The sequence below is a fragment of the Pseudomonas sp. 20-5 genome, assembly GCF_056782835.1.
The window spans coordinates 6,205,556-6,217,682 of sequence record NZ_CM165584.1; the positions used below are offsets into that span (position 1 = coordinate 6,205,556).

13 protein-coding genes are annotated in these 12,127 nt (G+C 67.1%); 10 read left to right on the plus strand and 3 right to left on the minus strand.

Features of this window, described 5'->3' with window-relative positions; genetic code table 11:
• Positions 1-3 precede the first annotated feature (3 nt).
• Both gmd and rmd read right to left on the minus strand, forming a co-directional pair.
• Complete coding sequence (gmd, locus tag AC1RB9_RS28590) at positions 4-975, minus strand: GDP-mannose 4,6-dehydratase (protein WP_003096890.1); 972 nt, start codon at positions 973-975, stop codon at positions 4-6.
• The gene (gene rmd, locus AC1RB9_RS28595) at positions 972-1,886 is read right to left on the minus strand and encodes a GDP-6-deoxy-D-mannose reductase (RefSeq protein ID WP_003114107.1); all 915 of its coding nucleotides are present in this window, start codon (positions 1,884-1,886) and stop codon (positions 972-974) included. The genes gmd and rmd overlap by 4 nt, the downstream gene beginning before the upstream one ends.
• A gap of 407 nt (positions 1,887-2,293) precedes the next feature.
• Here rmd and AC1RB9_RS28600 point away from each other — a divergent pair, with 407 nt between their 5' ends.
• The 10 genes from AC1RB9_RS28600 (at position 2,294) to AC1RB9_RS28645 (ending at position 11,571) form a co-directional block, all read left to right on the plus strand.
• Positions 2,294-3,922 carry a glycosyltransferase gene (locus tag AC1RB9_RS28600; protein ID WP_003458274.1) on the plus strand — a complete coding sequence of 543 codons (1,629 nt, stop codon included), beginning with the start codon at positions 2,294-2,296 and terminating at the stop codon, positions 3,920-3,922.
• Complete coding sequence (locus AC1RB9_RS28605; RefSeq protein WP_003161107.1) at positions 3,916-5,217, plus strand: glycosyltransferase; 1,302 nt, start codon at positions 3,916-3,918, stop codon at positions 5,215-5,217. Before AC1RB9_RS28600 ends, AC1RB9_RS28605 begins: the two co-directional genes overlap by 7 nt.
• On the plus strand, positions 5,214-6,077 hold the full coding sequence (locus tag AC1RB9_RS28610; protein WP_003114110.1) for a class I SAM-dependent methyltransferase: 864 nt from the start codon (positions 5,214-5,216) through the stop codon (positions 6,075-6,077). The genes AC1RB9_RS28605 and AC1RB9_RS28610 overlap by 4 nt, the downstream gene beginning before the upstream one ends.
• Positions 6,074-7,216, plus strand: coding sequence for an acyltransferase family protein (locus tag AC1RB9_RS28615; protein WP_003146824.1), 1,143 nt, complete (start codon positions 6,074-6,076; stop codon positions 7,214-7,216). The genes AC1RB9_RS28610 and AC1RB9_RS28615 overlap by 4 nt, the downstream gene beginning before the upstream one ends.
• Positions 7,210-8,046 carry a class I SAM-dependent methyltransferase gene (locus AC1RB9_RS28620; RefSeq protein WP_003458287.1) on the plus strand — a complete coding sequence of 279 codons (837 nt, stop codon included), beginning with the start codon at positions 7,210-7,212 and terminating at the stop codon, positions 8,044-8,046. The genes AC1RB9_RS28615 and AC1RB9_RS28620 overlap by 7 nt, the downstream gene beginning before the upstream one ends.
• Before the next feature lie 162 nt (positions 8,047-8,208).
• Positions 8,209-8,421 (plus strand): DUF1127 domain-containing protein, encoded by a 213-nt coding sequence (locus AC1RB9_RS28625; RefSeq protein WP_003121364.1) that lies wholly within the window; start codon positions 8,209-8,211, stop codon positions 8,419-8,421.
• A gap of 95 nt (positions 8,422-8,516) precedes the next feature.
• A complete protein-coding gene (locus AC1RB9_RS28630; RefSeq protein ID WP_003096907.1) occupies positions 8,517-8,834 on the plus strand; it encodes a DUF2388 domain-containing protein in 318 nt (105 codons plus the stop codon).
• 124 nt (positions 8,835-8,958) lie between these two features.
• A complete protein-coding gene (locus tag AC1RB9_RS28635) occupies positions 8,959-9,252 on the plus strand; it encodes a DUF2388 domain-containing protein (RefSeq protein ID WP_003096909.1) in 294 nt (97 codons plus the stop codon).
• A 43-nt stretch (positions 9,253-9,295) separates the two neighbouring features.
• Positions 9,296-9,616 carry a DUF2388 domain-containing protein gene (locus AC1RB9_RS28640; RefSeq protein ID WP_003114112.1) on the plus strand — a complete coding sequence of 107 codons (321 nt, stop codon included), beginning with the start codon at positions 9,296-9,298 and terminating at the stop codon, positions 9,614-9,616.
• On the plus strand, positions 9,613-11,571 hold the full coding sequence (locus tag AC1RB9_RS28645) for a DUF7844 domain-containing protein (protein ID WP_003458292.1): 1,959 nt from the start codon (positions 9,613-9,615) through the stop codon (positions 11,569-11,571). The genes AC1RB9_RS28640 and AC1RB9_RS28645 overlap by 4 nt, the downstream gene beginning before the upstream one ends.
• 107 nt (positions 11,572-11,678) lie before the next feature.
• On the opposite strand, the gene AC1RB9_RS28650 is transcribed toward AC1RB9_RS28645, so the two are convergent.
• On the minus strand, positions 11,679-12,098 hold the full coding sequence (locus AC1RB9_RS28650) for a GFA family protein (RefSeq protein ID WP_003102545.1): 420 nt from the start codon (positions 12,096-12,098) through the stop codon (positions 11,679-11,681).
• Positions 12,099-12,127 lie beyond the last annotated feature (29 nt).

A 12,127-nucleotide genomic window follows, 5' to 3' on the forward strand; every position in this document is an offset into this window, starting at 1 on the left:
GGCTTACTCCCGGGAAACGCGTCGCAGGTCCGCCTCGACCATCATCCGGATCAGCTCGTCCAGGCTGGTCCTGGGCTTCCAGCCGAGCACACGCTGGGCCTTGGCCGGATTACCCAGCAGCACGTCGACCTCGGCGGGCCGGAAGAACGCCGGGTCGATCTTGAGGAAGTCGCGGTAGTCCAGGCCCACATGCTCGAAAGCGATCTGGCACATGTCGCGCACGGTGGTAGTGACACCGGTGGCCACCACGTAGTCGTCGGCCTTGTCCTGCTGCAACATCAGCCACATGGCTTCGACGTAGTCCCCGGCAAAGCCCCAGTCGCGCTTGGCGTCGACGTTGCCCAGGCGCAATTCCTGCTGCTTGCCGAGCTTGATGCGGGCCACCGCGTCGGTAACCTTGCGCGTGACGAACTCGATGCCGCGCAGCGGCGATTCGTGGTTGAACAGGATGCCGCTGGAGGCGTGCAGGCCGAAGCTCTCGCGATAGTTGACGGTGATCCAGTGGCCATAGAGCTTGGCCACGCCGTAGGGGCTGCGCGGGTAGAAGGGCGTGTTCTCGTCCTGGCGCTCGGCCTGGATCAGGCCGAACATCTCGCTGGTGGAAGCCTGGTAGAAGCGCGTTTCCGGGCTGAACTGGCGGATCGCCTCGAGCAGGTGGGTCACGCCCAGGCCGTCGACGACGCCGGTGGTCACCGGCTGGTTCCAGGAGGCCCCGACGAAGCTCTGTGCCGCCAGGTTGTAGACCTCCTGCGGCTGCGCCTTGATCACCGCGCGCTGCACCGAACAGGCATCGGCCATGTCGCCGTCCTCGTACTGGATATCGCCTTCGATCCCCAGTTCGCGCAGGCGCCAGCGCGTGTCGCTGCTGCGCCGCGCCACCAGGCCGTGGACCCGGTAGCCCTTCTCCAGCAGCAGCTTGGCCAGGTACGCTCCGTCCTGACCGGTGATCCCAGTTACCAGTGCACTTCTTGTCATTCTTCTCGTACCCGTGACTCCCAGTCGGACAGGATCGCCCGCAGGGACTGTTTTATGGTTATTTCAGGCTTCCAGCCCGTGGTGTCGTGCAGTCGCGCATGGCTGCCGCGAACCCGCCGCTGTTCCGCCCGGCGCATCCTGGCAGGGTCCTGAACGATTTCCAGCTCGACCTGGGCGATGTCCGCCAGCAGTTCGATCAGCTCGCGAATCTTCTGCTCCTGCCCGGAACAGACGTTATAGACGGCGCCCGCCTCGCCGTGGGAGAGCAGGCGCAGATAGGCTGACAGCACGTCCTGGACATCGAGGAAATCACGGCTGACGTCGATGTCCCCCACTTCCAGCCGATTGGCCTGCAAGCCCTGCTTCATCCGGGCGATCTGCCGCGCGGCGCTGGCGATCACGAAGCTGTCCTTCTGCCCCGGCCCTATATGGTTGAACGGTCGCGCCACCAGCACCCGCCAGCCTTCGGTGATACCCCACTGCAGGCACAGCGACTCGGCCGCCAGCTTGCTGACCGCATAGGGATTGCGCGGGTGGGGGATGAGTTCCTCGTGGATCGGCAACGCCGCCTCGGCCACCTGGCCGTAGACGTCGCCGGAGCTGATGTACAGGAAGGTACCGGAGAAACCCCGCGCCTTAAGCGCCTGGAGCAGGTTCAGGGTGCCAAGGAGGTTGATCTGCAGGGTCCGCGCAGGATCGCGGAAGGCCTCCGGCACGTAGGTCTGCCCGGCCAGGTGGATGACCGCATCCGGCAGCTCCGGCCAGAGGTCGCCCAGCGAATCCGGCTCCAGCAGGTCGTAACGATGCGGTACGGGAAGGAGCGCCCACGGCGTGTGGGCCGCTGCCAGATAAGCTTGAAGATGCTTGCCTACGAAACCGGAGAGCCCGGTGACGAACAGACGCTGAGTCAAGGAAGCGGGCCTTTTATCTGATGCTACGCTCGGCGACGCTCTTCCTAGGAATACGACGTTCAAGAGGTCATGCCGGATAGCGTGTTGTTCTGATTATCGCGCTCCAATCTGTGCCAAGAATGCGCCGATTTCAACCGCTTATTCGTGACCGGTAGGTTCTCATTCGAACGGCATGACGTTTTCTCCGTCAGCCTTCACGTTTTTGCGAAAGGTATGTTTAGAATGCCTCTCGATTTCGTGCTTGACTGCCTCCTGTTCTGTTGATCGAAGAGGTCGCGGTCGCGATAACAGAACAAGAACACGATGGGTCGACCAGTCCGCCGGGAAGGCTTCCGGACAACGAAGCAGCGCCTGGCCTCGCTCATCACCACCAAGCTGTCGAACGGGCAGTTTCATCACGAGATGCCATGAATTTCATCCTTTACTCGGATATCAACGAGCGCTCGATCGGCCACAACCTCGGTCGCCCCGAATACAGCTACTACTTCGTCCTCAAGGCCTACCGGCCAATCCTCGAATCGCTGGGACAGGTCCACCTGGTACAGAGCACGGACGAAGTCGACCCGCTCTACCGGCAACTGCATGAACAGGGCGAAGACTGCCTGTTCCTCTCCTTCACCCCGCCGCACAAGGCGGCGCGGGGCCTGCAATGCCCGATGCTGTGCGTGGTCGCCTGGGAGTTCGAGTCGATTCCCGACGTGGCGTGGGACGGCGATCCGGCGCAGGACTGGAGCCAGGTCCTGGCCGGCCATGGCGCAGCCATCACCCTCTCCGAGCAGACTGCCCGCGCGGTTCGCCGGGTGCTGGGCGAAGATTTTCCGGTGCTGGCGCTGCCGACGCCGATCTGGGAGGACTTCGCCGCGATCCGCCAGCAAGGCGAACGGAATCCGGTCAAGTCCGGCGAGACCCTGCAACTCAAGGGCTGCGTCATCGACAGCCGCCTGCTGGGCCTTTCCGCCGACGGCCTCATCGCACCGATCAGGGAAGAGACCGAGGATGAGATCTTCGAGGTCCTCCCCGAGACGCCCGCCGAGCCCGAGCCCGAACCGGTCCCTGAGCCAGAACCAGAGCCAGAGCCGGTTCCTCTCGACTGGAGGCGCCGACTGGTCATCAGCAAGCACTACCTGCTGCTGTGGTACCGGGAAGCCGTCAGCGACCTGCTACCCATACCGGTACGCCGCTGGCTGTTCCGTCACCTGCGCCGGCCGCTGCCGCCCCCGCCAACGGCGCTGGAAACGCTGCCGGAGCCATTGCCCCAGGCCATCGAGCCGATACCGCCCGCCGAGCCCGAGCATCCGCCGGCGCTGCTGCCGGACGTCGACCAGCACCAGCAGGTCGTCGTGGACGGGGTGGTCTACGTCTCGGTGTTCAATCCGCTGGACGGGCGCAAGAACTGGCATCACCTGATCACCGCCTTCTGCTGGGCATTCCGCGACACCAGCGATGCCACGCTGGTGCTGAAGATGACCCAGAGCGACCTGACGACCTACCACGTCGAACTGCTCACCCTGCTTTCCCAACTGTCGCCATTCGCCTGCCGGGTCATCGCCCTGCACGGCTATCTCGATGCCGCGGAGTACGCCCGCCTGTACGGAGCCGCCAGCTACTACGTGAACGCCTCGCGCTGCGAGGGCCTGTGCCTGCCGCTGATGGAATTCATGTCCTGCGGCACTCCGGCGATCGCTCCGGACCATTCGGCGATGGCCGACTACATGGACGCCCAGGTGGGCTTCGTGGTCCGCTCCAGCCAGGAGCCCGCGGCCTGGCCGCAGGATTCGCGCCGGTTGTACAGCACCCGGCGCTACCGGCCGAGCTGGGAGTCCCTGAAGGAGGCCTACCTGGAGAGCTACCGGGTAGCCCGGGAACAGCCGGAGCGCTATCGGCAACTGTCCGCCGCGGCCAACCAACGCATGCGCGGCTACTGCGCCGGCGACGTGGTCCGCCAGCGCCTGGAACCCTTCCTTTCCGCCCGCAAGGCAACCCCTGCGCCCGGCGTCGAACTGGCGGCCACCGCCACAGGCAACGTTCCATGCTGATCATCATCCACTCCGAGACCAACAAGACCACCATCCGGCAGAACCTCGGGCGCCCGGAGTACAGCTATTACTTCGTCCTCAAGGAATTCCGTCCGCTGCTGGAAGAGATCGGCCAGGTGGTCGAAGTCAGCGATCCCGACGAACTGGTGGACCGCCTCTACCACGACTGCCGCAAGCGCGGCGAACCCTGCGTCTTCCTCTCCTTCTCGCCGCCCCATCGCACGCCGATCCACCATGCCTGCCCGACCATCCCGGTGTTCGCCTGGGAGTTCAGCACCCTCCCCAGCGAAACCTGGCACGGCGAACCGCGCCACGACTGGCGACATGTGCTGCGCCACAGCGGACGGGCCATCACCCACTCCAGCTTCACGGTCGACGTGGTGCGCGCCGCCATGGGTCGCGACTACCCGGTACTGAGCGTGCCGGCGCCGGTCTGGGATCGCTTCGCCAACCGCGCCTCGCAGCAGGCGGGCCGTCCCGAAGCCCGGGATGTGCGCCTGCGCCTGGACGGCCTGCTGGTGGACAGCCGCCAGCTGGACCTGGCCGTCCATGCCGACCCCGAGCCGTCGGCGGAGGTCCTGGCCCTGCCGGACCGCGCGGCGAAACAGGTCGAGCTGAGCCTCGACGGGGTCATCTACACCTCGGTGTTCAACCCCTACGACGGGCGCAAGAACTGGCAGGACATGATCAGCGCGTTCTGCGCCACCTTCCGCGACGAGCCCGACGCCACCCTGGTGCTGAAACTGACCCACCACAACGTCGGCGAAGCGCTGGCCGACATGCTTCACCACCTGTACAAGAACCAGTCCTACCGCTGCCGCATCGTGCTGATCCACGGCTACCTCGCCGACCCGGACTACGAGCGGCTGGTCGAGGCCACCAGCTACGTGGTGAACACCTCCTACGGCGAAGGCCAATGCCTGCCGCTGATGGAATTCATGTCCAGCGGCAAGCCGGCCGTGGCTCCGCGCAATACCGCGATGATCGACTACATCGACGCCGACAACGCCTTCATCGTCGACTCCTCGGAAGAAGCCACCGCCTGGCCCCACGACCCGCGCGCGGCCTACCGCACGCTGCGCTACATCACCGACTGGGAGTCGCTGTGCCGGGCCTACCGGGCCAGTTTCGAGGTCGCTCGCCAGGAGCCGGAGCGCTACGCACGCATGTCCGCGCATGCCAGCGCCAGCCTCGAACGCTTCTGCAGCCGCAAGCTGGCCGTGGAGCGCCTGCGTCGCTTCCTCGACGAAGCGGCACAAGGCGACCCCTCCGCCTTGCAAAGCATCCCGGCATGATCCGCGCCCTGCTCCAACGCTGGCGTTCCCGTCCCGCTGCGGCGAGCGAACCGGTGTCGCCACGCATGTGCGGTCTGCGCGATGCGGTGCTGGATGGCTGGTTCCGCAGCGAAACCGGCGAACTGCTCGCCGGCTTCGCCATCGGCGCCCAGGACACCCTGCTCGATCTCGGCTGCGGCGAAGGCGTCGCCACCCTCTTCGCCGCCCGCCAGGGCGCTTCGGTGATCTTCACCGACAGCGAGGAGGACAAGGTGCGGAGCCTGGCGCAGCAGGTCGAGGCGGTGGCCCGGCGGCCCTTCACCGGCCTGGTCAGCGACAGCGACCCGCTGCCGCTGCGCGACGCCTGCGCCGACAAGCTGGTGTGCATGGAAGTGCTCGAACACGTGGCCAACCCAGCGCGGGTGATGGCCGAACTCGTGCGTCTCGGCCGCCCTGGCGCGCAGTACCTGCTGAGCGTGCCGGACCCGGTCGGCGAACACCTGCAGCAGGGCATCGCCCCGGCCGACTACTTCCGGGCGCCCAACCACATCCACATCTTTTCCCGTGACGACTTCGCGCGCCTGGTGCAGGACGCCGGGCTGGTCATCGAGCACCGCCAGGCCAGCGGCTTCTTCTGGGTGATGGGCATGATCTTCTTCTGGGCCAGCGAACGGGCCGCCGGCCGTGAGCTCGGCGGCGCCGTCCGCGACCGTATCCAGCCGCCCTACCCGGCGCTGATGGAAGACTGGGCACGGCTCTGGGAAAACCTCCTGGCCCGTCCCGACGGTCTGGAGATCAAGCACCTGCTCGACCATTTCATGCCCAAGAGCCAGGTGATCATCGCGCGCAAGCCGCTCGACCCCGGATCGTCGCGGACATGAGCGGCAAACGCATCCTCGACATCGAACTGTTGCGCGGGCTGGCCGTGCTCGGCGTGGTATTCCACCATCTGCACGGCAACCTGTTCAGCGGCTCCCCGGCACTGCTGGACGGCATCAACCAGCGCGTCCAGTTCTGGTGGGGCGTGGACCTGTTCTTCGCCATCTCCGGCTTCGTCATCGCCCGCACCCTCATCCCGCAACTGCGCGAGGCGCCCACACGCCAGGCATTCTGGGAACAGGCGCGGTACTTCTGGATCCGCCGCGCCTTCCGCCTGCTGCCCTCGGCCTGGCTGTGGCTGGCGCTGATCCTGGCCTGTTGCCTGCTGCTGAACCGCTCCGGAGCCTTCGGCAGCCTGTCGGCCAACCTCGCGGCGAGCCTCGCCGGTTTCCTCCAGGTCGCCAACTTCCGCTTCGCCGACAGTTTCTACCGCTACGAATACGGTGCCAGCTTCGTCTACTGGAGCCTTTCCCTGGAGGAACAGTTCTACCTCCTGCTGCCGCTGCTGATCCTCTGCCTGCGTCGCTACCTGGGCTGGGCCCTCCTGGCGCTGGTGCTGGTCCAGTTCTTCAGCCTGCGCACGCCGCTGCTGATGGTATTGCGCACCGACGCCCTGGCCATCGGCGTACTGCTCGCCCTCGCCTCCCTGCAGCCTGGCTATGCCCGCTGGAACCCCACCCTGCTGGGCCGCGCCTGGAGCGGGCCGTTGCTGCTGGCCGCCGTGGCCGCGGCCCTGGGCGTGCTGGCCAGCGAAGCGTACAGCCTGGTCACCGTGCGGATCGGCGCCATCGCGCTATTGTGCGGACTGCTGGTGTGGATAGCCTCCTACGACCGCGACTACCTGCTCTCCAACGGGCCGCTGAAGCGCTTGCTGGTCTGGGTCGGCGCGCGCTCCTATGCGATCTACCTGATCCACATCCCGGCGTTCTATCTCAGTCGCGAACTCTGCTTCCGCCTGGGCTGGGACGCCGGCGAGCGGCCCCTGTCGCTGCTCGCCATCAGCCTGGTCCTGATCGTCGTACTCAGCGAGCTCAACTACCGCTTCGTCGAGAGCCCCTGCCGCGACCTGGGCTCCCGCCTGGTCAAGCGCCTGAGCGCCGCCCGCCGCGTCGCCACCACTTCCGGAGCCACCTCATGCTGAACTTCCTCAAGAAGATCGTCTCGCCGCCCAGCCCCGCCACCGAGCCCGTCGCCGCGCCACCCGCACCCGCGCCGGTCGACCCGTACATGCTCGGGTTGCGCGACGCGGTGCTCAGCGGCTGGTTCAACCAGGAGACCGACGAGCTGTTCAGCGGCTTTCCGATTTCCGCCGAGGACACCGTGCTCGACGTGGGGTGCGGCGACGGCGGCAACGTTCATTTCTGCGCCATGCGCGGCGCTCGCATCATCATCGCCGACATCGACGCGGAAAAGATCGCCAGGACCCGCGAGCGCCTGGCCGATACCCCGGCCCGCGAACTGGAATGCCTGGTCAGCGACTGCGACCCGTTGCCCCTGGCTGACGCCACGGCCACCCGGGTGGTCTCCACCGAGGTCATCGAGCACGTCGACGATCCGCGGCAGTTCCTCGCCGAGCTGGTGCGGGTCGGCCAGCCCGGCGCACTCTATCTGCTCAGCGTGCCGCATCCCACGTCGGAAGACCTGCAGAAAGACTTCGCCGCCGACGAATACTTCCGCAAGCCCAACCACATCCGCGTGCTCGGCGAGGAGCAGTTCGCCGCACTGGTGCGCGAAGCCGGCCTGGAAATCCTCAGCCACAGCCGCTACGGCTTCTACTGGTCGCTGTGGATGCTGCTGTTCTGGGAGGCCAAGGTCGATTTCGGCAATCCCGACCATCCCCTCCTCGAACACTGGGCCAGGACCTGGCAGGCGCTGCTCGACTCGCCGCGCGGCCCGGCCATCAAGCAGGCCCTGGACGCCGTGGTCGCCAAGAGCCAGATGATCATCGCGCGCAAGCCCGCCCAGGCGTAGAACCACCGGAACAGTTCCGCTACAGCCGGGCGGAACAGTTGCCGGGGCCACCGAACTGTTCCGTCCAACTCCCGCGTGGTTGCCCCTGAGCAAGCCAGCGGTCCCGGCGCATCATGAGGTTCCACACCCCGCCCCCATCCCCGGGATGGGAAGGAACGCACGATGAGGACATCCCCGCACCCGCACGCCGGGAGTTCCAGCGGTCTCCCGGCCGCCCATCCACATCTCGCCGCCCTGTTGGAAAAATTGAATTCCTGGCGACAAAACGCTCAATCGCGCAAGCATCTTGCGCAAATGTCCGAACACGACCTCGCCGACCTGGCGATCAGCCCGAGCGAACGCTACGTAGAGATTTCGAAACCTTTCTGGCGCTGAGCCGCTGGTGACGTGGCGCACAGTTGGTTAGTCTCAGCGTTGACACGGCCGCGCGGATGCGGCCGTCTACGCTGACTTCGTTCGGAGCAACTCACATGAAACGTCTGCGCCTGATCGGTGCCGCTGCCCTGCTCGCCTGCGCCTCCAGCGCGTTCGCCAGCAGCTTCGTGGTCACCACGGATACTCTGGTCCGCGCCACCGGCATGACCTCCAATGCCACTTCGGACATCACCAATTCCTTCCGCGACGACAAGATCGTCCTCGAAGCGCGCGACGACGCCGCCAGCTTCGTCGCCAGCCAGGGCGACATCCGCGGTTCGCACCTGGAAGCCGCACTGCGCCACATCCGTGGCAAGCTGCCGAGCCTGGCCGCCAACGACATGCAACTGGCCCAGGCGATCCTGACCATCTGAGTCGCCCGCCCCGCCGCCGCAGCCGCCCGGCTGCGGCGATGACCTGGCCGACCGGCCACACTGGCTCCGCGCCGCACATTCCGTTAGCCTTGGCGGCTGTTCCAGTCCTATTCCGCCCAACCCCATGCGTTACCGGTTCTCGTTGCTCTTCTGTTGCCTGCTGGCGCCCGCTGCGCACGCCTTCGATACCACGACGGCGTTCACCGCGAAGTCCCTTTACGTCACCAGCAAGCTGACCAGCACGCCGTTCGAGAACAAATTGTTACGCGATGCCCGGGGCGATGCGGCCAGCTTCGTCGCCAGCGATGGCAGCATCCGTGGTGCGCGCCTGGAAGCGGCGCTGCGCTGGTTGCGTGTCGCGCACCCCGAGCTGGCGGCCAGCGATCAGGAACTGGCCGAAGCAATTCTTGCCCAATAGGCGATCACCACCGTTCCGGAGAACCTCCATGCGCCGTAGCTCCATGCGTCATAGCCCCCTGTTCGCCGCCCTGCTGCTGGCGCTCTGCGCCACGGCCGCGGAAGCACGCTCGGTGGTCGCGACCAGCAATATCATCGTCCGCGCCCTCGACCGCAGCATCGACTTCACTTCCGACACCACCACTTCCGTGCGCGACATGAAAGTGGTCACCGAGGCGCGCGACGACGCCGCCAGTTTCGTCGCCAGCGACGGCGCCATTCGCGGCGCCCAGCTGGAAGCCGCGATGCGGACCCTGCGCAGCCGTCTGCCGGAAGCCCGTGAAGCCTCCGACCAGGTACTTGCCGAAGCCATTCTCGCCCTGTGAGGAAGGCCTGCGCCTGGCTGCTGGCGCTGGCCCTCTGCGGAGCCGGCAACGCGACGGCGGCCCTGCGCCTGAAACTCGACGCGCCTGGGCTGGACCCTGCGCAGCGCGAGGCCAGCCAGCAACTCTTGGACGATGCCGCGGACAAGCTGCCGCCGGCCTTCCGCGAACGCCTGGACCGCGAGATCGAGGTCGAGTGGCGCGACGACCTGCCCGCCAACGGCATGGGCCAGGCCCGTGGCCCGCAGCGCATCGCGCTGAACCGCAAGTACCTGGCCGATCTCACCGACGGCAGCGCCGCCAGCCGCCAGACCGGGCGCGTGCACGGCACCGAGCGGCGCGAGCTGCTGGCGACCCTGCTGCACGAGCTGACCCACGTCTACGATCGCGCGCGCCTGTGGTCGGCGGAGGAAAAACGCGAGATCCGCCGCTGCACGCGCCAGGAAGAAACCCTCGGCCGGATCGCCCAGCCCACCGATTGCCGCGGGCAGAGCGGTCGCCGCTTCACGCTCTCCGACGACCCGCGCCTGCTCGATCTCGCCGGCTGGCCGCAGCGCGCCGGCCAGCGCGGGCGGCGCGAGGCGCACAATGGCTTCGTACTGCGCAGCCCGGACGTCTACGAGCTGAGCAATCCGCGCGAGTTCGTCGCGGTGAACATGGAGTACTTCCTCCTCGATCCCAGCTACGCCTGCCGCCGCCCGGCGCTCTACCGCTACTACCAGCAACGCTTCGGCTGGGCGCCGGAACACAGTGCCTGTGCGCAGAGCTTCGCCTACCTCAACGCCGGCCGCGACTTCGGCCAGCAGCCGCTGGGCCAGCTCGACCCCGAGCGGGTCTACGAGGTCGACTACCTGCTGGCCGAGGCCAACGACAACCTGGTCAGCCGCTGGGGCCACACCATGCTCCGCCTGGTGATCTGCGCCCCCGGCCGGCCGCGTGGTCCGGACTGCCGGCTGGACCTCGACCAGCATCTCGTGCTGTCCTACCGCGCCTTCGTCGGCGACCTGCAATTGTCCAGCTGGGACGGCCTGACCGGCGCCTATCCGTCGCGCCTGTTCGTCCTGCCGCTGTCGCAGGTGATCGAGGAATACACCAAGGTCGAGCTGCGCAGCCTCGCCTCGGTGCCGCTGAAGCTGGACCGCGAGGAGGTCGCCAGCCTGGTCGAGCGCGCCGCGCAGAGTCACTGGAGCTACGACGGCCAGTACTACTTCATCTCCAACAATTGCGCGGTGGAAACCCTCAAGCTTCTGCGCAGCGGCATCCCCCGGCGACCGCTGCAAAGCCTGGACAGCATCACCCCCTACGGCGTGCTCGAGATGCTGGAGAACCGCAAGCTGGCCGATCCCAGTGTGCTCGACGACCCCAAGGAAGCCCTGCGCCTGGGCTACCGCTTCGACTCCTTCCGCGACCGCTACCAGGCGATGTTCGACGTGCTCAAGCAGCGCCTGCACATTCCCCAGGACAAGGTCGAGGACTGGCTGGCGCTGCCGGCCAGGGAGCGCCAGCCCTGGTTCGCCAAGGCCGACCTGCGCGCCAGCGCGGCGCTGCTGCTGCTCGAGCAGGCCTCGCTGCGGCGCCAGCTGCTGCTCGCCCAGGACGAGTTGAAGCGCCTGTACCTCGGCCACCTGGACAAGCCGGCCGGCGACCAGCGCCTGGAAGTGGCCGGCAAGACCTTCCAGCAGATCCTCGACGACAGCGGCTTCCTCAGTCGTCCGGCGGAACTCCTGGAGGGCGGCTACGGCCTGCCGCAGGCCGCCGAGTGGAAGCACCTGGAAGAGCAGACCCGCGAACGCCAGGCGCGCCTGCGCCGGCTCAGCGACGACCTCGACCGCGAGGTCCGCGCCCTGCTCGATCCCGAGCGCCGCGCCGAGCTGGAAGCCAACGAGGCCAACATCAAGGAGGTCGGCGCGCACCTGCGCGAGCTGCACAAGGCGGCCGGCGGGCTGATGCTGCCCTGAGGGAGGCGCCTGCAGGACGCATGGTCCCGAGCGCTCTTTCAGCGCCTCGCAGACGGCGGATAACGCTCTGCGTTATTCGCCCTACAGGTGCCACCTCCGGTCTTCGCTCACGGGTCGTCCGCTCCGGCGATGAACTCCTCGTCCTCTTCGGGCAACTGCGGGTCGAGGTGTAGCCATGGCAGGCGGCTGCCGACCCAGATGTGCCGGTTGGCGGGGGCGCGCTCGGGATGGTCGAGGCTGGCCACGGTGAAGTCCAGGGTATCGGCGCTGAGCCGGGTGAACAACGCCAGGTTGGCCCCGCAACGCGGGCAGAAGTAGCGCGTGCAGCTGGCCGACGAGGCATATTCCGCCGGTTCGCCCGCCAGCCAGCGGAACGCCGCGCGCGGCACCGTGGCCCAGGTGGTGACGATGCCGCCTGTGGTGCGCCGGCAGATCGAGCAGTGGCAGTGAGCGACATCGTCCAGCGGCGCGGCGACGGCGTAGCGCAGATAGCCGCAATGGCAACCGCCGGTATGGGTCTCGGGCATGGCGAATCCTCCTCGCGGGAGTGCCAGCA

Excerpts from the sequence above, each read along its gene's own strand:
- gmd (WP_003096890.1), bottom strand. The coding sequence starts at position 975 with ATGACAAGAAGTGCACTGGTAACTGGGATCACCGGTCAGGACGGAGCG.
- AC1RB9_RS28600 (WP_003458274.1), top strand. The coding sequence starts at position 2,294 with ATGAATTTCATCCTTTACTCGGATATCAACGAGCGCTCGATCGGCCAC.
- AC1RB9_RS28605 (WP_003161107.1), top strand. The coding sequence starts at position 3,916 with ATGCTGATCATCATCCACTCCGAGACCAACAAGACCACCATCCGGCAG.
- AC1RB9_RS28610 (WP_003114110.1), top strand. The coding sequence starts at position 5,214 with ATGATCCGCGCCCTGCTCCAACGCTGGCGTTCCCGTCCCGCTGCGGCG.
- AC1RB9_RS28615 (WP_003146824.1), top strand. The coding sequence starts at position 6,074 with ATGAGCGGCAAACGCATCCTCGACATCGAACTGTTGCGCGGGCTGGCC.
- AC1RB9_RS28620 (WP_003458287.1), top strand. The coding sequence starts at position 7,210 with ATGCTGAACTTCCTCAAGAAGATCGTCTCGCCGCCCAGCCCCGCCACC.
- AC1RB9_RS28625 (WP_003121364.1), top strand. The coding sequence starts at position 8,209 with ATGAGGACATCCCCGCACCCGCACGCCGGGAGTTCCAGCGGTCTCCCG.
- AC1RB9_RS28630 (WP_003096907.1), top strand. The coding sequence starts at position 8,517 with ATGAAACGTCTGCGCCTGATCGGTGCCGCTGCCCTGCTCGCCTGCGCC.
- AC1RB9_RS28635 (WP_003096909.1), top strand. The coding sequence starts at position 8,959 with ATGCGTTACCGGTTCTCGTTGCTCTTCTGTTGCCTGCTGGCGCCCGCT.
- AC1RB9_RS28640 (WP_003114112.1), top strand. The coding sequence starts at position 9,296 with ATGCGTCATAGCCCCCTGTTCGCCGCCCTGCTGCTGGCGCTCTGCGCC.
- AC1RB9_RS28650 (WP_003102545.1), bottom strand. The coding sequence starts at position 12,098 with ATGCCCGAGACCCATACCGGCGGTTGCCATTGCGGCTATCTGCGCTAC.